Consider the following 18,307-nt stretch of genomic DNA (forward strand, 5'->3'; position numbering starts at 1 on the left):
ACCGACACCGTTCGACACTATCAAGGGCGTCCTTGAGTTCGGCAAATGCCCAGAGCGAGAATGATGGCGACACGACGTCAACACGAGTCCCCGGCGTCAGCCAGTCACGCAGAAGGTCGACACCTCGATCCGTTCCACTGTTTCGAAGAAGTTTCATTTATCGGTGGCGGCGCCGCTATCGGACAGAGATACCTGGCCAATTTGTCGGGGCGTTGTCTCTATAAACTGACGGATGGCTTGACGAATGACCCATGAAACCGACGCATCTCGTTCCAGAGCAATCTCGTTGAGCGTTCGATAGTCCTGCTCTTCCAGGCTAACGGTTAGGCGCGTTGCTTTGCGTGGACGCTCGTTCATGTCACCCTCTGCACATCGAGAGAGACGATAGGTGACAATGCATCAAATTACAACGCAGTGATGCACTTGTCACCACATAGACAATATCGCTGAAAACACTCGCTAGACGAACAGTTGACCCAAGTTCGCTCAAAGAGCGTGGTTGCTGACACCAACATTCTGCGTCGACTCGAGTACCAGAGGGCAGGCCGCACCCCCTTAAATACAAGTCTCAGGTTACAGGCTACGCGAAACCACTCAAAAGCGCGCCAACTCCACTCGCCACCTTGGTGAGTATTTGGTGAGTTTTGATTTTCTGGTCGGTTGGGGCTTTGATATAACCCCTTGAAAACATTGGCGGACCCGACGCGATTCGAACGCGTGACCTTTGCCTTCGGAGGGCAACGCTCTATCCAGCTGAGCTACGGGTCCTTGCCTTTTCCTTCTATCCGCAAACCGCCCCGTCCGGCAACGGGGCGCGGGCGTTAAACCTTACCGTGGCAGTATTTAAACTTCTTGCCCGAGCCGCAGGGGCATGGGGCATTGCGCGGGGTCGCCGCCCAGGTTTCCGGCTTGGCCGGGTCCACGTCTTCGTCGCGGTAGGGGCGCACATTGTTGCTCGCATGCACCACCGGGTCGGTCAGCGCCAACTCGGGTGCCACGTGGCCGGGCAGCGGGTGGCTTTCCACCATCGGCACGGGCGGCGGGGGCGGCGGCGCTGCGGGCGTCTCGGTCACCATCACATGCGCCAGCGAGCCGGTCACGCGCTCCTTCAACTCGGCGAGCATCGCGGCGAACATGGCAAAGGCTTCGCGCTTGTACTCGTTCAGCGGGTCACGCTGGCCATAGCCGCGCAGGCCGATGCCCTGGCGCAGGTAATCAAGCGCCAGCAGGTGCTCCTTCCACACATGGTCGAGCGTCTGCAGCAGGATGGATTTCTCGATGTAATTCGTCAGCTGCTCGCCGAATTTCTCCGCCTTGGCCGCGGCTGCTTCCGCCGCCGCCTGCTCGATGCGCTCGCGCAGATGGACCTCGTCGATCCCCTCTTCCGCCGCCCAGTCCACGATCGGCAGGTCCAGCGCCAGCACGCGATTGAGGTCCGCAGCCAGTTCGGCGCTCTGCCACTGCTCGGGGAAGGCCTTCTCGGGGATGCGGCTGGCGACGAGCGCCGCGACCACATCCTCGCGCAGCTCGGCCACAATGTCGGACACGCTCTCCGCGCTCATAAACTCACGGCGCTGGGCGTAAACCTCCTTGCGCTGGTCGTTCATCACGTCGTCGTATTTCAGCACGTTCTTGCGCATGTCGAAATTGCGGATCTCGACCTTCTTCTGCGCCTTCTCCAGGGCCTTGTTGATCCACGGGTGGATGATCGCCTCGCCCTCTTGCAGGCCCAGGCGCTGCAGCATCCCGCCCATGCGGTCGGAGCCGAAGATGCGCATCAGGTCGTCTTCGAGCGAGAGGAAAAAGCGCGAGGCGCCCGGGTCGCCCTGGCGGCCGGAGCGGCCGCGCAGCTGGTTGTCGATACGCCGGCTCTCATGCCGCTCGGTGCCGATCACGAACAGCCCGCCCGCCGCCTTCACCTTCGCGTGGTTGGCGTCAATCTCGGCCTTCAGCGCCGCCGGGTCCACGCCCGGCTCCAGCGCCAGGCGCATCTCGTAATTGCCGCCGAGCTTAATGTCGGTGCCGCGCCCGGCCATGTTGGTGGCTATGGTGATCGCCCCCGGCGCGCCGGCCTGCGCCACGATCGTCGCCTCCTGCTCATGGAAGCGCGCGTTCAGCACGCTGTGCCTGATCCCCTTCCTGTCCAGCAGCGCGGAGATGATCTCGCTCTTCTCGATGCTGGTGGTGCCGACCAGCACCGGCTGGCCGCGGCCGCGGCATTCCTCGATCAGCCTCGCCACCGCCTCGTATTTCTCGCCGGCGGTGCGGTACACCTCGTCGTCCTGGTCGTCGCGAGCCACGGCGACGTTGGTGGGGATTTCCACCACCGCGAGCTTGTAGATCTGCTCGAACTCGTCCGCCTCGGTCATCGCCGTGCCGGTCATGCCGGCGAGCTTGGGGTACAGGCGGAAATAGTTCTGGAAGGTGATGGAGGCCAGCGTCTGGTTCTCCTGCTGCACCTGCACCTTCTCTTTGGCTTCAAGCGCCTGGTGCAGGCCGTCGGAGTAGCGGCGGCCCTCCAGCATGCGGCCGGTGAACTCGTCGATGATGACAATCTTGCCGTCGCGCACGATGTAATCCACGTCCCGCGCGAACAGGGTGCGGGCACGCAGGGATTGCTGCACGTGGTGCACGATCGAGACATTGACGAGGTCGTACAGCCCGCCATGGGGCAACACCCCGGCGGCGCGCAGCATATCCTCCACCGTCTCGGCGCCCGGCTCCGTCATCGTCACGGCGCGGGCTTTTTCGTCTTTCTCATAAAATTCATGCTTGCCGTCCTCACCCACCTTGCCACTGGCCAGGAAGGCGGCGACCACCGCGTCCACCTGGGCGTAGAGCGCGGTCGGCTCGTCGGACGGGCCGGAGATGATGAGCGGGGTGCGGGCCTCGTCGACGAGGATGGAATCCACCTCGTCCACGATGGCGAAGTGGAACGGCCGGTGGACCATGTCCTCCAGCCGGTACTTCATGTTGTCGCGCAGGTAGTCGAAGCCGAACTCGTTATTCGTGCCGTAGGTAATGTCGGCGGCGTAGGAGGCGCGGCGGGAGGGCTCGTCCAGCCCGGGCACGATCACCCCGGTGGAGAGGCCCAGGAAGCCGTAGAGCTGGCCCATCTGGGCGGCGTCACGCCGGGCCAGGTAGTCGTTCACGGTAACCACGTGCACGCCAAGCCCGGTCAGGGCGTTCAGGTACACGGCGAGGGTGGCGACAAGCGTCTTGCCCTCGCCGGTCTTCATCTCGGCGATCTTGCCGTCATGCAGCACCATGCCGCCGATCAGCTGCACGTCGAAATGGCGCATCCCCAGCACGCGCCTGGAGGCCTCGCGCACCACGGCGAAGGCCTCGGGCAGCAGGTCGTCGAGCGTCTCGCCCGCTTCCAGCCGGGCGCGGAAGGCGGCCGTCTTGCCCTGGAGCGCCATATCGTCAAGCGCCGAAACCTCGGGCTCCAGCGCGTTGATGGCGGCGATGCGCCGGCGGTATGCTTTCAGCACACGGTCGTTACTGGTTCCGAAGATGGCGCGGGCGAGGCTGGCAAACATGCTGGGGCGGAATCCGCTTCACAAAGTAAGGAAATCTGCCCGCTCACATAGTCGCGGGGTTGTAACGGGTCAAATCGCCCCTTTGCTCCACACCTCTAAAGCAGCACGAAGTCCCGCGGCGCCAGCGGTTCCGGGGCGGGATCGCCCAGGGTCTCGGCGGCGGCGATCTCGATATTGCGCACCAGCCCGTCCAGCGGCAGCCCGTTCAGGGCCGTGGTGAAGGGCTCCTCCAGCTCCTCGCCCAGCGCGTCCAGGCCGAGGAAAGCATAGGCCAGCACCAGGGTGAGCAGCGGGGTCGCCATGCCCAGCGTATCGACCATGCCGAAGGGCAGCAGCAGGCAGATCAGCCACACGCTCCGGTGCAGCATCAGCGAATAGGCGAAGGGCATCGGCGTGTTGCGCAGCCGCTCGCAAGCGGCCTGGACGCCGGTCATGGCGTCCAGGTGGCTGGAGAACAGGCGGTAGAGGATGTCGGTGATCTGACCGGCGCGCATCTGCGCCGCGAAGGCCTCCGCCAGTTGGCGGAGCGCCTCGCCGGAGCGGTTGGGCGGCATTGGCACGGGGGCGCGCAGCTGGTCGCGCAGCGTGCGGGCGAATTCCGGCACCAGCAGGGCCGCGTGCCGCCGCGCGCCGCCAGCCTCGGGCAGCAGCACCGCGACATCGCGCAGCAGGCCGCGGCTGATGCCGAGCAGCGCGCCCCATTGCTTGCGCCCCTCCCACCAGCGGTCGTAGCAGGCGCTGTTGCGGAAGCCGAGGAAGATGGACACGCCCAGCCCCAGCAGGGTGAACGGCGCCGGGTTCACCGCGGTGAACCAGCCGGGACGAACATGCTGCAGCCACACCGCCGCGGCGGAAAGGGCCGCCACCAGCAGCAGGCGTGGCGCGATGACGGGCAGCACCGAGCCGCGCATGGCGTAGAGCAGGATGAGCCCGGTCGGGCGGGGGCGAACGATCACGCCCGCCGCTTACACCCTCGGCCCGAGGCGGGCCAGTCTTGCCGGTTGCACGGCTTTGCCGCATAGGAAGCGCGACAAAAAGGAAGGTTTCAACCCGATGCGCCGTCTTACTCTGCGTTCCGTCCTCGCTGCCGCCACCCTGTTCGTAGCACCTGCCGCCTTCGCCCAGTCCAGCACCCCCGCGGCCGCCCCGGCGGACGGCAACCCGGTGGTCGCCATCGTCGACGGCATGAAAATCTACATGAGCGACATCCAGGCCGACGCGCAGAGCGCCCCCGCGCAGGTGCAGCAGCTGCCGCCCGACCAGCTCTTCCCGCTGCTGGTCAACCAGGAGGTGGACCGCAAGGCCCTGCTGGTCGCCGCGCAGAAGGAAGGCCTGCAGAACAACCCGGACGTGGCCAAGGCCATGCAGGACGCCGCCAATATCCGCCTGGAGAACGCCTATATGCAGGAGAAGGTCGCCCCGCAGGTGACCGACACCGCCGTGCAGGCCGCCTATAACCGCGACTACGCCAACAAGCCCGGCCCGGAGCAGGTCGAGGCCCGCCACATCCTGGTGCAGACTGAGGCCCAGGCCCAGGACATCATCAACCAGCTGAACAAGGGCGCGGATTTCGCCAAGCTGGCCGAGAAGTACAGCATCGACCCCGGCGCCAAGAACGGCGGCGAGCTCGGCTGGTTCGCGCAGGACGAGATGGTTCCGGCCTTCGCCACCGCCGCCTTCGCCCTCCAGCCCGGCCAGTACACCAAGACCCCGGTGCAGACGCAGTTCGGCTGGCACGTGATCCTGTGCGAGGGCAAGCGCACCGCGCCGACCCCGGCGCTGGCTGACGTTCAGGACCAGATCAAGCAGAAGCTGGCCGACCAGGCCGTGCAGGCGACGCTGGACCAGGCCCGCAGCCAGGTCCAGGTCCAGATCTTCAACGCCGATGGCACCCCCGCCAAGCCGGCCGATTCCGCTCCGGCCCAGAGCGGCCAGTCCAACTAACATGGCTGGCGCGCTTCCCGTCTCGCCGCTGGCGCTGCCGCTGCCTCCGCTTCCCCCCATCGCCGGGGTGCGGATGGCAACGGCGGAGGCCGGCATCCGGTACAAGGGCCGCACGGACGTGCTGCTGGCCGAGTTCGCGGAGGGCACCACCGTCGCCGGTGTGTTCACCAGGAATCTCTGCCCCGGCGCGCCGGTCACCTGGTGCCGCGAGGCGCTGGAAAGCGGCCTCGCCCGCGGCTTGGTGGTGAACGCGGGCAACGCCAATGTGTTTACCGGCCTCGCCGGTGTGCGGGCGGTGGAGGAGACGGCCCACGCCGCCGCCGCCACGCTCGGCACCAAGGCGGAGGCGATCTTCCTCGCCTCCACCGGCGTGATCGGCGAGCCCCTCCCCGCGCACAAGATCGTCGCGGTGATGGACGAGCTGAAGGCCAATCTGGCGGCGGACCGCTTCGCCGAGGCGGCGCACGCGATCATGACCACCGACACCTTCGCCAAGGGCTCGACCCGCATTGCGCGGATCGACGGCGTGGAGGTGCGGATCAACGGCATCGCCAAGGGCAGCGGCATGATCGCGCCCGACATGGCGACCATGCTGAGCTTCATCTTCACCGACGCCGCGATCCCCGCCCCGGCCCTGCAAGCCATGCTGGCCAAGGGCGTGGACAGCACCTTCAACTGCGTGACCATCGATAGCGATACCTCGACCTCCGACACGGTGCTGCTCTTCGCCACCGGCCAGGCGGGCAACGCGCCGACGGAGGATCCCGGCCATCTCGCCGATTTCCGCCGCGCTTTGCACGAGGTGCTGCATGATCTGGCACTGATGGTGGCGCGCGACGGCGAGGGCGCGCAGAAGCTCGTCACCATCAATGTGGAAGGCGCGGTCTCCAACCATTCGGCCAAGCGCATCGCCATGACGATCGCCAATTCGCCGCTGGTGAAAACCGCCATCGCCGGTGAGGACGCGAACTGGGGCCGTATCGTGATGGCCGTGGGCAAGGCCGGCGAGCTGCCGACCGCGACAGGCTCGGCGTCGCCGTGGGCGGCGTATGGATGGCCCAGGCGGGCGGCGTGGTTCCCGGCTACGACGAAACCCCGGTGGTGAAGCACATGAAGGGCCGGGAGATCGAGATCACGGTCGATATCGGGCTGGGCGAAGGCCGCGCCATGGTTTGGACCTGCGACCTCACCCACGGCTATATCGACATCAACGGCTCCTACCGGAGCTAAACTCTACTCTGGTGGCCATTCAGCGCGCTTTTCTGCGCTTCCGGTGCTCACGTACTTAACGTACGCTCCGCGCCGGTTCTCGAAAAAACACGCTGACTGACTCACCAGAGCGAGTTTCCAAGCAGACTCTAACTCACCTCCCGGCGGGGCGTTACCGCCCTGGCCGGGAATTCATTCGCCTCGATCAGCGACAGCAGCCCCTGCACGATCTGCGCCGGGCTTGGCGGGCAGCCGGAGATCAACAGATCCACCGGCAGCACGCTGTCCGTCCCGCCGGAAATGGCGGGCGAGCCCTTGAACACCCCGCCATCCACCGCGCAATCGCCCACCGCCACCACCAGCACCGGCTCGGGCATCGCCGCGCGCGCCTGGAGCAGCGCCTCGCGCATGTTCTTCCCCGCCACGCCGGTCACGAGCAGGATGTCCGCATGGCGCGGGCTGGGGGTGAAGCTCAACCCATACTGCGTCAGGTCATGCACCAGATTCTGCGTCGCCCGCAGCTCCAGCTCGCAGGCATTGCAGCTGCCCGCCGGCACATGGCGGATGGCCAGTGACCGCCCCAGCCTCGAGGCCCCCACCCGCTCGCGCAGGCTCTTCACCACCGCCGGGTCCGCCGTGCGCGGCGCGGCAGCGCGGGAGAGCAAATGCCGTGCGACGGTCTTCCACATTACAGGTCCACCCCTGAATACGAGCCGTTGATGGATTTATTGATCAGCGGGAAATCGGCGAGGATCGCGGTCGCCGCCGCGTGCTCCAGCAGCGGCCAGTGCAGCGTGCTGGGGTCGGCGATGAACACGTCGGTGATGGCGCCGGACTCGATGCGCAGCCAGTACCAGACCGGGCCGCGGAAGCTCTCCGCCACGCCCAGCCCATCACCGCTGCCGATGGGCGGTGCGATGGCGATCGGCGTATCGGGCAGGGCGTGCAGCATGTCGCGGATCAGGCGGATGCTCTCCGGGATTTCCGCGAGGCGGATGCGGATGCGCGCAGCAACGTCGCCATCCTGCTCCACCGGCACGTAGAGGGCGAAGGTCTCATAGGGCGGGTAGCCGGGCAGCAGCCGGGAATCATGCGTCTGGCCGGAGGCCCGGCCCGCATAGCCCCCGGCGGCATAGGTGGCGGCGAGGGAGGGTGGCACGATGCCGGTGCCGACCACGCGGTCCTGCAGGCTGGCGTAATCCTCGAACACCCGCTTCAGGCTGGGCAGCTCCGCTTCCAGCGCGTCCAGCGCGTCCAGTATCGCCGCGCCGCCGCCGGTGGCGATGTCGCCCGCCACGCCGCCGGGGATCACCATGTCCATCATCAGCCGGTGGCCGAAGGCCGCCGCGCAAGCCGCGCAGATCCGCTCGCGGGCCAAAGCGAAGCGGGAGTCGAGGAAGGCGAACCCGGCATCGCCGGCGATGGCGCCGATGTCGCTGGTATGGTTAGCGAGGCGCTCCAGCTCGGCCATCACCGCACGCAAATAGATGGCGCGGGCCGGGGCTTCCAGCCGCAACGCCGCCTCGGCCGCATGGGCGAAGGCCGTGCCATGCGCCACCGTGGCATCGCCCGAGACACGCGCGGCAAAGCGTGCCGCCAGGCGCGGGGATTTGCCGCGGATCATCCCCAGCGTGCCCTTATGCGCATAGCCCAGCCGGGCCTCCAGCTTCAGCACCTTCTCGCCGATGACCGAGAAGCGGAAATGCCCGGGCTCGATGATCCCGGCATGGACCGGCCCGACCGCCACCTGGTGCACGCCCTCCAGCTCAGGGGATTTGAAGTCCGGCCAGGGGCCTCGGCCATCCGCCTCGCGGGAATGCTCGATGGCCGGGCGGGTATCCGCAGCACCTATGGCGGTATGGCCGTTCAGGTCCCGCGCCAGGCGCTGGAACCAGCCAGCGCCCGCATGGGGCAGAGCCGGGTAGACGCCCTCCACCAACTCCACCGCCACCAGTTCCCCCGGCTCGTACAGCGCGTAGGCATGGCGCGCATCCGTCCACAAGGCGATGAACCGGCCCCGATGCGCCAGCCAGTCCTCATGGGAGAGCAGGATCATTTCAGCGCCTCCGCGACGTCGGAGAGCAGATGCACCAGCATCGGCGGCATGGCGAAGGCCATCACCACCGAGAGCGCCAGATGCAGGGTGACGAGATGCGTCTCCGGCGTGGCCTTTGCCGGCTTGATGTGCGCCGGGGCGCGGCCGAACACCAGCGGCCCGAAATTACGCAGAAGGGCGATGGCGCAGAGCAGCAGCCCCAGCCCCAGCGGCAGCGAGGCCCAGGGGCTGCGCTGGATGGTCTGGCTGATGATGATGAACTCCGAGGCGAACAGGCCCGAGGGCGGCAGGCCGGTAAGGCCGAACATCGCAGCCCCCAGCACCAGTGCGGTGTATTTGTTGGAGTGGATCAGCCCGCGCAGATGCGAAAAGCCGTAATGCCCGGGTGCTGTGGACCCGCGCAGCGCCGCCGCGCGGATGAGCACCTGCAGAAGTGCTGATTTGATGAGCGTGTGCAGCAGCATGTGCAGCAGCCCGCCGAAGATCGTCGCAGCTCCGCCGACCCCGAAGGCGAACGCCGCGATGCCGGAATGCTCGATGGAGGAGAAGCCGAAGAAGCGCCGCGCATCGCGCCGGCGGGAGAACGAGAAGGCGGCGAGGAACAGCGAGGCCAGCCCCAGCGTGAGCAGGAACGGCCCCGGCGGCAAGGCCGTGCCGCCGGAGGCGAAATTCGCCTCCAGCAGGTGGCGGAAGCGCAGAATGGCGATCAGCGCCACGTTCAGCATCGGGCCGGAGAGCGAGGTCGTGAGCGGGGCGGGGCCTTCGGCATAGGCATCCGGCAGCCAGCCATGCAGCGGCACCAGCGCCGCCTTGGTGCCGTAGCCGAACAGGATGAACACGAAGGCCAGGGTAAGCAGGGAGCCGTCCATCCCCGGCGCATGGGCGGCAAGCGCGGTGAAGCTCATGGCCGAGAAGCCCGGCCCCAGCGCCGGCTGCGCCGCGAGATAGACCAGCATGGTGCCGAACAGCGCCAGCCCGATGCCGACACCGCCGAGGATGAAATATTTCCACGCCGCCTCCAGCGCCGAGGCCGTGCGCGGCATGCTTACCGCCAGCGTGGCGGCGATGGTGGCGGTCTCCACTGCGGCCCAGAGCAGGCCGATATTATCGGCATACAGGCCGAGCAGGGTGGACCCCAGCACCACCTGGCACATGGCGTGGTACACCCGCCAGCGGCGCAGGCTGAAGCGCGGTTCGGCCTCGCGCAGGTAGAAGATGTTGGCGATGGCGGTGGTGAGCCCGGTGAAGCCGGTGACCCCGCCGAAGACCAGCCCGAGCTCGTCGGCATGGACCAGCCCAGAGCCGGGCGCGGCGAAGGCCCCGAGAGTGAGCACGAACACAATGCCGCTCAGCACCGCATTGGCCACCGCGCCCTGGCGGGGCGAGCCAAAGAGCCCAAGCAATGGTGCGGCGAGCAGCGGCAGGAAGATGGCGGTGAGGATCATCGGCCGCGCCTCTCGATCTCTTCGAGGCCGGTCAGGTCCAGCGTGTCGAAATGCTCGCGGATGCGGAACAGGAACACCCCGACGACGAGAAACGCCAGCAGCACCAGAAGTGCCACGGAGAATTCCGCCACGAAGGGCATGCCCGGCATGCCGATGGCGGCCAGCACCAGCCCGTTCTCGGTGGAAAGAAAGCCGATGATCTGCGCCAGCGCATTGCGCCTTGTCACCATCACCAGCAGCCCGAGCAACACCACCGAGAGCGCGATGGCGAGGTCCTCGCGCGTCAGCGACACGGCGCTCATCGTGCTCGGCAGCACCACCAGCACCGCCACGCCGATCAGCCCCACGCCGATGAGCGTCGAGAGCAGCACCGGCATCGCCGTCTCCACGGCGCGGATCATGTTGAAGCGCACCACGATCTGGCGCAGCCCGATGGGCAGCAGGACCGCCTTGATGCCCAGGGTGATGAACCCGGTGAGGTACAAGCTCGCCTCATGCTGGGCGAAGCCCTGCCAGAACGCCGCGGCCGAGAGCACGAAGGCCTGGATCTGGTAGATGGTGATCATCGCCGCCAGCCGCCGCTGCGAGAGCATCGAGAAGCCGAACACCAGGATGATGCCGCCCATCAGGTGCGCGAGCGAGAAGGTGAGGCTCATGCGCCGATCCTCGCCGCCACGAACAGGAAGATCCCGGCCAGCATGCCCAGCAGCATGGCCACGCCGAGGAATTCCGGCACCCGGAACACGCGCATCTTGGCGCTGGAGACCTCGTACACCGGCAGCACCACCGCCATGGCGCCGAGCTTGAGCAGCCAGAGCAGCAGCCCGCCGGGCCAGGAGAGGATGTCGGTCGCGCGGGCCATGCCGAAGGGCAGGAAGATGGTGCCGATCAGGCTCATCCACAGCAGCAGCCGCAGCATGGCGGCGTAATTCAGCAGCAGCAGGTTGCGCCCCGAATATTCCAGCAGCATCGCCTCATGCACCATGGCGAGTTCCAGGTGGCCGGCCGGGTTGTCGGTGGGGATGCGCCCCGTCTCGGTAAGCGCCACGGCAAGCATGGCGACGAGCGCGAAGCCGAGCGAGACGGAGATGCCGATATGCTGGCTGGCGAAGGCGGTGGCGATGCCATCGACGGTGACGCCATGCGCCAGCAGCCCGAAGCCGAGCAGCACGACGAGCAGCGCACCCTCGGCGAACACGCCGTACAGCGCCTCGCGCCACGCCCCGGCGCCACCGAAGCCGAAGCCCGTCTCCAGCCCGCCGAGCATGGTGGCGGCCCGCGCCAGGGCGAGCAGGCCCATGATGGTGATGAAGTCCGACAGCGGGGCGGTGAGCAGCCCGGTGCAGAAGCCCGGCACCAGCATGGCGGCCACGGCGATGCTGAGCGCACACGCCACCGGCCAGGCGCTGAACAGCTCGGTGGCGGTGTCTGGCACCAGCGTCGCCTTGCGCAGCAGCTTGTACAAATCCCAGTAGGGCTGGATGACCGGCGGGCCGCGCCGTCCCAGCGCCCAGGCGCGCAGGGTCGTCACCACGCCCATCACCAGCGGGGCGAGGGCGAAGGTCAGCGCCACATGCAGCAGCGTGGCGATCAGACGGAGCAGGAAGGCCAGCACCATCATCCGCCCTCCCCGAGCCCGAGGGCCAGCAGGAACGCCACAAGTGCTGCGAAGATGAAGGCAAGGCGCTGGCGGATGGTGGCGCGGCGGATGCGCTCGGCCACGCGGATGCAGCGCAAGTTAAGGCGGGCCAACGGCGTGAGCAGGAAGACTTCGGCCAGGTCACCCCCGCCGGGCGCCAGCAGGCCACGGCCGATGGCGCGGGCGATCGGCTCGCCAAAGCCCGTGGCGGATGGCTGGGTCACCGGGTCGCCGAAGGGCAGCCAGGGCGGCGGCTTGCCGAACCCGCCATTCCAGGCCGGCACCTCGCGCGAGCCGCGCACGCCATAGCGGTGGAGGATAAAGCCCGCCGCCACGGCCGCCAGCCCGGCCAGCACCGCCAGCGAGAGCGGCGCATAGGCCAGAGGCGGCGCATCCGCCTGCGGGGCCAGCAGCCGGATCACCGGCGTCATCATGCCGAGCACCAAGCCGGGCAGCAGCGCCACCGGCACGCACAGCGCCGCCAGCAGCGCCATGCCGATCAACGGCCAGCGCCGCGCTTCCTCGGCGGCGGCGGCCTGCAAGGTGCGCGGCCGGCCAAGGAAGCCAATGCCAACCAGCCGCACCGCAGCACCCAGGGCCAAAGCGGCGCTCAGGCCCAGCACCGCCAGCAGCGCGGTAAAGCCGATGCGCGCGATGATGCCGCCGGTGCCCGCCGCGGCGATGGCCGCGTGCCACAGAATGAATTCCGGCGCGAAACCTGGCCCCAGCGGCAGCGCCGCCATGCCCGCCGCCCCGCCGATCATCAGCAGGCCAAGCTTCGGCATGCCGCGCACCAGCCCGCCGAGCCAGTTGAGCGAGGTGGTGCCGACGTTGTGCTTCACCTCGCCCGCACCAATGAACAGCAGCGGCTTGTATAGCCCGTGCGCCACGGCGCAGAGCAGTGCTGCCTCCAGCCCCAGCCCGGTCATGGCGCCGTCGCCCATGGCCTTGCCCCTGAGCGCAATGCCCAGCCCGACCGCGATAAGCCCGACATGCTCGACCGTGGAGCAGGCCAGCACGGTCTTCAGCTCGGTCTCCAGCATCGCCCTGAGCGCGCCGATGAGCACCGAGGCCGCGCCCGCCACCACCAGCACCCCGCCCCACCAGGGCTGCGCCGCCGGGGCCAGCACCACAAAGGCGTAGCGGATGATCACATACAGCGCGACCTTGACCATGCCGCCCGACATCAGCGCCGACACGCCCGCCGGCGGCGCCGGATGCGCCCGCGGCAGCCAGAAATGCAGCGGCGCCAGCCCGGCCTTGGCCCCCGCGCCCAGCACGATCAGCAGGAACGCGATGGGCCCGGCCGGCAGGAATACCGCCGGTACCAGGCAGGCGGCGGAGAAGATCGCCACGCCTACATATAAGGTCGCCGGCTTCTGGTCGCCGCGCAGCACCAGCAGCCAGGAGGCGGCGCTCATCAGCTCGAAGCCGAACACCAGGGTGAAGGCGTCCGCCGCCACCAGCGCGAGGCCCATGCCCAGCACGAACACCCAGAACGTGACGGAGTTGCGCATCCCCGCCATCGCGCCCGCCACCACCTGCGGCAGCAGAATGCCCAGAAACAGCCAGGACAAGGCATCGAGATGCAGATGCATCCCCTGCCCCGGCAGGCCCACATACATGGCGAAGGATTGGGTCACGCCTTCACGCTAGCAAACACGTCCCCGCGCCGGGAAGCATGACGGGGACGATTTCAGGGCGCGGGTTACTGGCCTATCAGACCCGGCGCACGAAAAAGGGGCCCGCAGGGGCCCCTTCTCAGTCTTAACGCTGCTTCCCGCCTTACTTCAGCAGGTCGGCGACAGCAGCCTGCTCCTCGAGCAGCTCGTTCAGCGTGTGCTGGATGCGGCCCTTGGAGAACTCGTCCATCGGCAGCTCCTTGACGCGGTGATACTTGCCGCCTTCGCAGACGCAGGGGACGCCGAACATCACATCTTCCGGCACGCCGTAGGAACCGTCGGACGGCACGCCCATGGAGACCCACTTGCCGTCGGTGCCCAGCACCCAGTCCCGCACATGGTCGATGGCGGCGTTGGCGGCGGAGGCCGCGGAGGACAGGCCGCGCGCCTCGATGATGGCAGCGCCGCGCTTGCCGACGGCCGAGAGATAGGTGTTCTTGTACCATTCCTCGTCATTGACGACTTCCGGCATCGGCTTGCCGGCGGCGGAGGCGAAACGGTAATCGGCGTACATGCTGGGGGAATGGTTGCCCCAGACGGCGACGTTCGCGATGTCCTTGACCGGGGTGCCGGTCTTCTCGGCCAGCATGGACACCGCGCGGTTATGGTCGAGGCGCAGCATCGCGGTGAAGTTCTCCTTCGGCAGATCCGGAGCGGACTTCATGGCGATGTAGGCGTTGGTGTTGGCCGGGTTGCCGACCACGAGCACCTTCACGTCGCGCTTGGCGACGTCGTTCAGGGCCTTGCCCTGCACCTTGAAGATCTCGGCATTGGCGGCGAGCAGGTCGCTGCGCTCCATGCCCGGGCCGCGGGGGCGCGAACCGACCAGGATGGCGATGTCCACGTCCTTGAAGGCGACGCGCGGATCATCGGACGGCGTGACGTCGGCGAGCAGCGGGAAGGCGCAGTCATTCAGTTCCATGATCACGCCGGTGAGCGCCTTTTGCGCCTGCGGCAGGTCGAGCAGGTTCAGGATCACCGGCTGATCCTTGCCGAGCAGGTCGCCATTGGCGATACGGAACAGGATAGCGTAACCAATCTGGCCAGCGGCACCGGTGACGGCAACGCGCACGGGGGTTTTCATGTCTGTGACTCCATTGAATTGGGCGATTTTCCCTTAAAACTTCACGGGGCGAGGTCAAGCCCCGCCCGCGCCTAGCCGGTGATCAGGGAAATCGGGGCTTCGGCATTCGTCACCGCGAAAGGCAAGCCGTCCAGCGCATCACCGTCGCATTGCGCCCAGATCCGCGCATTGCCTGGAAATTCAACATGGCTGGCAGGCAGAATGCGCACGCCCGGGCAGCGGGGCAAAACCCCCAGCGGCAGGGCCGCGCCGGACAGCAGGGCGGAGAACGTGCCAGGGCGCTCGAACAGCACCACCTGGAAGCCCGGGGCGTCGGACCGGGCCTCGGGCGCCAGCATATACGCTCCGCCATAGAGCCGCCCCTTGCTCACCACCACGCTCGCCGCCTCGTAGGGCTTGCCGTCGATGGCCAGGCGCACGGTGGGGAAATTATAGGCCAGGCTCTCCCACAAGCATTGCCATACATAAGCGCCACGGCCGATGGCGCGCTTGAGCAGCGGCGGGAGCCCATGCACCACCGCGCCGTCGAACCCGAACCCGGCCATCTGCACGAAGACGTGGTCGCGCTCCGGCAGCTTGGCGACGCCGGGCCAGAGCGGGCGGACACGCTTATAGGCGAGCATGTTGGCCACCGCGCGCGGGCTGGAGGGCAGGCCGTACTCCTTGGCCAGCACATTGGCGGTGCCCAGCGGGATCACCCCCAGCGCCGTGGTGCTGCCGATCAGGCCGTTCGCCACCTCGGCGATGGTGCCGTCACCGCCGGCGGCCACCACCATGCCGCGCCCCTCGCGTGCGGCCTCGCGGGCGAGCTCAATGGCGTGGCCGGGATGCTCGGTCTCCACCACCTCGAGCTTCACACCGTTGTGCATCAGCATGTCGAGCACCCGCCAAAGCAGGGCGATGCGGCGCCGTCCGGCAAAAGGATTAAAAATAATTAACATTCATCGATTCTCGGGACTCGCAGCGTAATCTCCCCAAATGCACCACTGCGGTTACACCCCGATGACAAAAGGATGACGCCAGCATGACAATCGGCAGCGCCCGGAGAGCCTTGGATTCTTCTGAAAGCGTCACGGAATCTTCACTGTCATGAGTGCCGAACTCCAGACTATGCGGGGCCCTATGAATGCAACGGGGTCGCTCCGCTACATGGATAAAACCGCCTACCGCAGTGTTTTCATATCGGACACGCACCTCGGCACGCGCGGCTGCCGCGCCGAATTCCTCGCCGACTTCCTGAAGTCGGTCACCTGCGAGAACCTGTTCCTGGTCGGCGACATCATCGACGGCTGGCGCCTGAAACGCTCCTGGTTCTGGGACCGCCACCACGACAAGGTGCTGCGCCGCGTGCTGAAGATGGCCCGCAACGGCACCAATGTCGTCTACGTGCCCGGCAACCATGACGAGATGCTGCGCAAATACCTGGCGCTGGGCATCGAGGTGTGCGGGGTAAAAATCCAGATGGAGGCCGAGCACACCACGGCCGATGGCAAGCGCCTGCTGATCACCCATGGCGATGCGTTCGACAGCGTGGTGCGCCATGCGCGCGTCCTCGCCCTGCTGGGCGACTGGGCCTACACCGTGGCGCTGGGCGTGAACCGCTATTTCAACATGGTGCGGATCAGGCTCGGCTATCCGTACTGGTCGCTCTCCGCCTGGCTGAAGCTGCAGGTGAAGGAGGCGGTGAAGGCGATCGACCGCTTCGAGACCGCGCTCGCCGACGACGCCAAGGCCCGCGGGTTCGACGGCGTGGTTTGCGGCCACATCCACCATGCCGAGATGCGCATGGTGAACGGCGTGCTGTACCTGAACGACGGCGACTGGGTGGAAAGCTGCACCGCGCTGGTCGAGCATGACGACGGCGCGCTGGAACTGGTGGACTGGGTGGCGCGCAACCAGCTCTCCATGCTGGCCAAGCCCGCCGCCAAGATGAACCCGGCTGACTCCTCCGCGGTGCAGGCCGTCGCGGCGGAAATCGCCGCCGTGCAACGTGAGATCGACACCGCCAGTGCTGTATCAGCCGGAGCCTGACACGCTGCTCACCTCCGCCGGGCCGATGCGTATCCTGATCGTCTCCGACGCCTGGACCCCCCAGGTGAACGGCGTGGTCCGCACGTTGCGCACCGTGGTGCAGGAGCTGCAAGACATGGGCAAGGTGGTCGAGGTCGTGGGGCCGGACCGCTTCTTCACCATCCCGATGCCGAGCTACCCGGAAATCCAGCTGGCGATCTTCCCGGGCAAGCGGCTGGAGAAGATCATCGACGAGTTCCAGCCGGATGCGCTGCACATCGCCACCGAGGGTCCGCTGGGCATGGCCGCGCGGGCCTACGCCATACGCCGCAAGGTGGCGTTCACCACCGCCTTCCACACCCGCTTCGCCGAATACCTGAAGGCGCGGACGGGAATTCCCGAATTCATCTCCTATGCCTGGCTGCGCCGCTTCCATGGCGCGGGTGCCGCGGTGATGGTGGCCACGCAGTCGCTACGCGATGAGCTGGTGGCGCGGGGCTTCGAGAATGTGCGCCCCTGGTCGCGCGGCGTGGACCTCGCCGCCTTCAGCCCGGAGCCGAAGGAGAACTTTGACCTGCCGCGCCCGATCTTCCTCTATGTCGGCCGCGTGGCGGTGGAGAAGAATCTGCGCGCGTTCCTCAAGCTGGACCTGCCCGGCTCCAAGCTGGTGGTGGGCGACGGCCCGCAGCGCCGCGAGCTGGAGGCGGAATTCCCCTACGCGCATTTTGTCGGCGCGCGGCACGGGGCGGAACTCGCCAAGGCCTACGCGGGGTCGGATGTGTTCGTGTTCCCCTCGAAGACCGACACGTTCGGCCTGGTGGTGCTGGAGGCGCTGGCCTCCGGCCTGCCGGTGGCGGCCTATCCGGTCACCGGCCCCAAGGACATTCTGGCCGAGGCGGAAGTGCCCGTCGGCGCGCTGGATGAGGATCTGCGCATCGCCTGCCTGAAGGCGCTGGAGATCGACCGCGCGAATTGCCGCCCCTTCGCCGAGACCTATTCCTGGCGCTCCTGCGCCGAGCGGTTCCTGGACAATCTCGTGCCGGTGACGGCGACCGTTTAAAACCCGCTAGGCCGAGCTGAATGGCGCCGTTTTTTGGGTTGCGAAGCGCGCGCCACCGGTTCGAGCGCACTGAGCAATGAGCGGAGCGTACGTTTGAGTACGTGAGCACCGGAGCGCAGAAATGCGGCGCCAGACGGCCGGCATAGTAGGGTTTTACTCCGCCAGCGTCAGCGCGTCCTCAATGCCAAACTCCCCCGGCAGGCTGCCCTTGGGAAATAGCCGGTTGAAATGCCCCATCTTGCGCCCCGGGCGGGCTTCCGCCTTGCCGTAATGGTGCGGGATCAGCCCCGGCGTGGCGAGGACGCGCGGCCATAGCGCCATATCCTCGGGCCCGATCAGGTTCTTCATCACGGCATCCGAGTGGCGCATGGCGGGCGGCAAAGGCAGCCCGGCCACGGCGCGGATATGCATCTCGAACTGCCCGCAGGGGCAGGCATCCATGGTCCAATGCCCGGAATTATGCGGGCGCGGGGCGATCTCGTTCACCAGCAGCTTGCCATCGGCGGTGACGAACATCTCCACGCCGAGAATGCCAACCAACTCCAGCGCCTCAGCCACGCGGCGGGCAATGTCCTGCGCCTCGGCCAGCAGATCCTGCGGCAGCGGCGCGGGGGCGAGGGTGAGGTCCAGGATATG

15 protein-coding genes, 1 tRNA gene and 1 pseudogene are annotated in these 18,307 nt (G+C 67.3%); 4 read left to right on the plus strand and 13 right to left on the minus strand.

Translation table 11 applies throughout. The features are described from left to right. Nucleotides 1-153: 153 nt before the first annotated feature. The 4 genes from ACLPJJ_RS06615 to ACLPJJ_RS06630 all read right to left on the minus strand — a co-directional run bounded on the left by ACLPJJ_RS06615 (nucleotide 154) and on the right by ACLPJJ_RS06630 (nucleotide 4,498). On the minus strand, nucleotides 154-357 hold the full coding sequence (locus ACLPJJ_RS06615) for a ribbon-helix-helix domain-containing protein (RefSeq protein WP_443590156.1): 204 nt from the start codon (nucleotides 355-357) through the stop codon (nucleotides 154-156). A gap of 334 nt (nucleotides 358-691) precedes the next feature. Further along, nucleotides 692-768 (minus strand) — tRNA-Arg (locus tag ACLPJJ_RS06620). A gap of 53 nt (nucleotides 769-821) precedes the next feature. After that, nucleotides 822-3,542 (minus strand): preprotein translocase subunit SecA, encoded by a 2,721-nt coding sequence (gene secA / locus ACLPJJ_RS06625; protein ID WP_443590157.1) that lies wholly within the window; start codon nucleotides 3,540-3,542, stop codon nucleotides 822-824. Nucleotides 3,543-3,637: 95 nt separating this feature from the next. Beyond that, on the minus strand, nucleotides 3,638-4,498 hold the full coding sequence (locus tag ACLPJJ_RS06630) for a bestrophin family protein (protein WP_443590158.1): 861 nt from the start codon (nucleotides 4,496-4,498) through the stop codon (nucleotides 3,638-3,640). A 97-nt stretch (nucleotides 4,499-4,595) separates the two neighbouring features. On the opposite strand from ACLPJJ_RS06630, the gene ACLPJJ_RS06635 reads away from it, so the two are divergent. Together ACLPJJ_RS06635 and argJ are read left to right on the plus strand one after the other, a co-directional pair. After that, nucleotides 4,596-5,486: a peptidylprolyl isomerase gene (locus ACLPJJ_RS06635; protein WP_443590159.1), complete on the plus strand. Its 891-nt coding sequence runs from the start codon at nucleotides 4,596-4,598 to the stop codon at nucleotides 5,484-5,486. Between the two features lies 1 nt (nucleotide 5,487). Beyond that, nucleotides 5,488-6,716, plus strand: a pseudogene (argJ, locus tag ACLPJJ_RS06640) (bifunctional glutamate N-acetyltransferase/amino-acid acetyltransferase ArgJ). A 128-nt stretch (nucleotides 6,717-6,844) separates the two neighbouring features. Here argJ and ACLPJJ_RS06645 read toward each other — a convergent pair. The 8 genes from ACLPJJ_RS06645 to ACLPJJ_RS06680 form a co-directional block, all read right to left on the minus strand. Beyond that, a complete protein-coding gene (locus tag ACLPJJ_RS06645) occupies nucleotides 6,845-7,384 on the minus strand; it encodes an NADH-quinone oxidoreductase subunit B family protein (protein ID WP_443590160.1) in 540 nt (179 codons plus the stop codon). Next, nucleotides 7,384-8,751 carry a hydrogenase large subunit gene (locus tag ACLPJJ_RS06650; RefSeq protein ID WP_443590161.1) on the minus strand — a complete coding sequence of 456 codons (1,368 nt, stop codon included), beginning with the start codon at nucleotides 8,749-8,751 and terminating at the stop codon, nucleotides 7,384-7,386. The genes ACLPJJ_RS06645 and ACLPJJ_RS06650 overlap by 1 nt, the downstream gene beginning before the upstream one ends. Further along, nucleotides 8,748-10,196, minus strand: a complete 1,449-nt coding sequence (locus tag ACLPJJ_RS06655; protein ID WP_443590162.1) for a proton-conducting transporter transmembrane domain-containing protein — start codon at nucleotides 10,194-10,196, stop codon at nucleotides 8,748-8,750. The genes ACLPJJ_RS06650 and ACLPJJ_RS06655 overlap by 4 nt, the downstream gene beginning before the upstream one ends. Then, the gene (locus ACLPJJ_RS06660) at nucleotides 10,193-10,852 is read right to left on the minus strand and encodes a hydrogenase-4 component E (protein WP_443590163.1); all 660 of its coding nucleotides are present in this window, start codon (nucleotides 10,850-10,852) and stop codon (nucleotides 10,193-10,195) included. The genes ACLPJJ_RS06655 and ACLPJJ_RS06660 overlap by 4 nt, the downstream gene beginning before the upstream one ends. Next, nucleotides 10,849-11,817, minus strand: coding sequence for a respiratory chain complex I subunit 1 family protein (locus tag ACLPJJ_RS06665; protein ID WP_443590164.1), 969 nt, complete (start codon nucleotides 11,815-11,817; stop codon nucleotides 10,849-10,851). The genes ACLPJJ_RS06660 and ACLPJJ_RS06665 overlap by 4 nt, the downstream gene beginning before the upstream one ends. Beyond that, nucleotides 11,814-13,478 (minus strand): proton-conducting transporter transmembrane domain-containing protein, encoded by a 1,665-nt coding sequence (locus tag ACLPJJ_RS06670; RefSeq protein WP_443590165.1) that lies wholly within the window; start codon nucleotides 13,476-13,478, stop codon nucleotides 11,814-11,816. Before ACLPJJ_RS06670 ends, ACLPJJ_RS06665 begins: the two co-directional genes overlap by 4 nt. Before the next feature lie 142 nt (nucleotides 13,479-13,620). Further along, entirely contained in the window at nucleotides 13,621-14,601 is a 981-nt protein-coding gene (locus ACLPJJ_RS06675; protein ID WP_443590166.1) for a malate dehydrogenase, read from the minus strand. A gap of 71 nt (nucleotides 14,602-14,672) precedes the next feature. After that, entirely contained in the window at nucleotides 14,673-15,542 is an 870-nt protein-coding gene (locus tag ACLPJJ_RS06680; RefSeq protein WP_443590167.1) for a diacylglycerol/lipid kinase family protein, read from the minus strand. 208 nt (nucleotides 15,543-15,750) lie between these two features. Between ACLPJJ_RS06680 and ACLPJJ_RS06685 the strand changes: the two genes are divergently transcribed. Together ACLPJJ_RS06685 and ACLPJJ_RS06690 are read left to right on the plus strand one after the other, a co-directional pair. Next, a complete protein-coding gene (locus ACLPJJ_RS06685) occupies nucleotides 15,751-16,632 on the plus strand; it encodes a UDP-2,3-diacylglucosamine diphosphatase (RefSeq protein WP_443590168.1) in 882 nt (293 codons plus the stop codon). Nucleotides 16,633-16,657: 25 nt separating this feature from the next. Further along, on the plus strand, nucleotides 16,658-17,671 hold the full coding sequence (locus tag ACLPJJ_RS06690) for a glycosyltransferase family 4 protein (RefSeq protein WP_443590170.1): 1,014 nt from the start codon (nucleotides 16,658-16,660) through the stop codon (nucleotides 17,669-17,671). A gap of 153 nt (nucleotides 17,672-17,824) precedes the next feature. On the opposite strand, the gene ACLPJJ_RS06695 is transcribed toward ACLPJJ_RS06690, so the two are convergent. Further along, on the minus strand, nucleotides 17,825-18,307 hold a 483-nt coding region (locus ACLPJJ_RS06695), incomplete at its 5' end, for an ATP-grasp domain-containing protein (protein ID WP_443590169.1).

This window comes from Acidocella sp., assembly GCF_052326845.1.
Classification (GTDB): domain Bacteria; phylum Pseudomonadota; class Alphaproteobacteria; order Acetobacterales; family Acetobacteraceae; genus Acidocella.

Bases quoted from the DNA above. Each gene is read 5' to 3' on its own strand.
- ACLPJJ_RS06660 (WP_443590163.1), bottom strand. From the start codon at position 10,852: ATGAGCCTCACCTTCTCGCTCGCGCACCTGATGGGCGGCATCATCCTG.
- ACLPJJ_RS06615 (WP_443590156.1), bottom strand. From the start codon at position 357: ATGAACGAGCGTCCACGCAAAGCAACGCGCCTAACCGTTAGCCTGGAA.
- ACLPJJ_RS06650 (WP_443590161.1), bottom strand. From the start codon at position 8,751: ATGATCCTGCTCTCCCATGAGGACTGGCTGGCGCATCGGGGCCGGTTC.
- ACLPJJ_RS06690 (WP_443590170.1), top strand. From the start codon at position 16,658: ATGCGTATCCTGATCGTCTCCGACGCCTGGACCCCCCAGGTGAACGGC.
- ACLPJJ_RS06655 (WP_443590162.1), bottom strand. From the start codon at position 10,196: ATGATCCTCACCGCCATCTTCCTGCCGCTGCTCGCCGCACCATTGCTT.
- ACLPJJ_RS06680 (WP_443590167.1), bottom strand. From the start codon at position 15,542: ATGTTAATTATTTTTAATCCTTTTGCCGGACGGCGCCGCATCGCCCTG.
- secA (WP_443590157.1), bottom strand. From the start codon at position 3,542: ATGTTTGCCAGCCTCGCCCGCGCCATCTTCGGAACCAGTAACGACCGT.
- ACLPJJ_RS06635 (WP_443590159.1), top strand. From the start codon at position 4,596: ATGCGCCGTCTTACTCTGCGTTCCGTCCTCGCTGCCGCCACCCTGTTC.
- ACLPJJ_RS06665 (WP_443590164.1), bottom strand. From the start codon at position 11,817: ATGATGGTGCTGGCCTTCCTGCTCCGTCTGATCGCCACGCTGCTGCAT.
- ACLPJJ_RS06645 (WP_443590160.1), bottom strand. From the start codon at position 7,384: ATGTGGAAGACCGTCGCACGGCATTTGCTCTCCCGCGCTGCCGCGCCG.
- ACLPJJ_RS06675 (WP_443590166.1), bottom strand. From the start codon at position 14,601: ATGAAAACCCCCGTGCGCGTTGCCGTCACCGGTGCCGCTGGCCAGATT.
- ACLPJJ_RS06685 (WP_443590168.1), top strand. From the start codon at position 15,751: ATGGATAAAACCGCCTACCGCAGTGTTTTCATATCGGACACGCACCTC.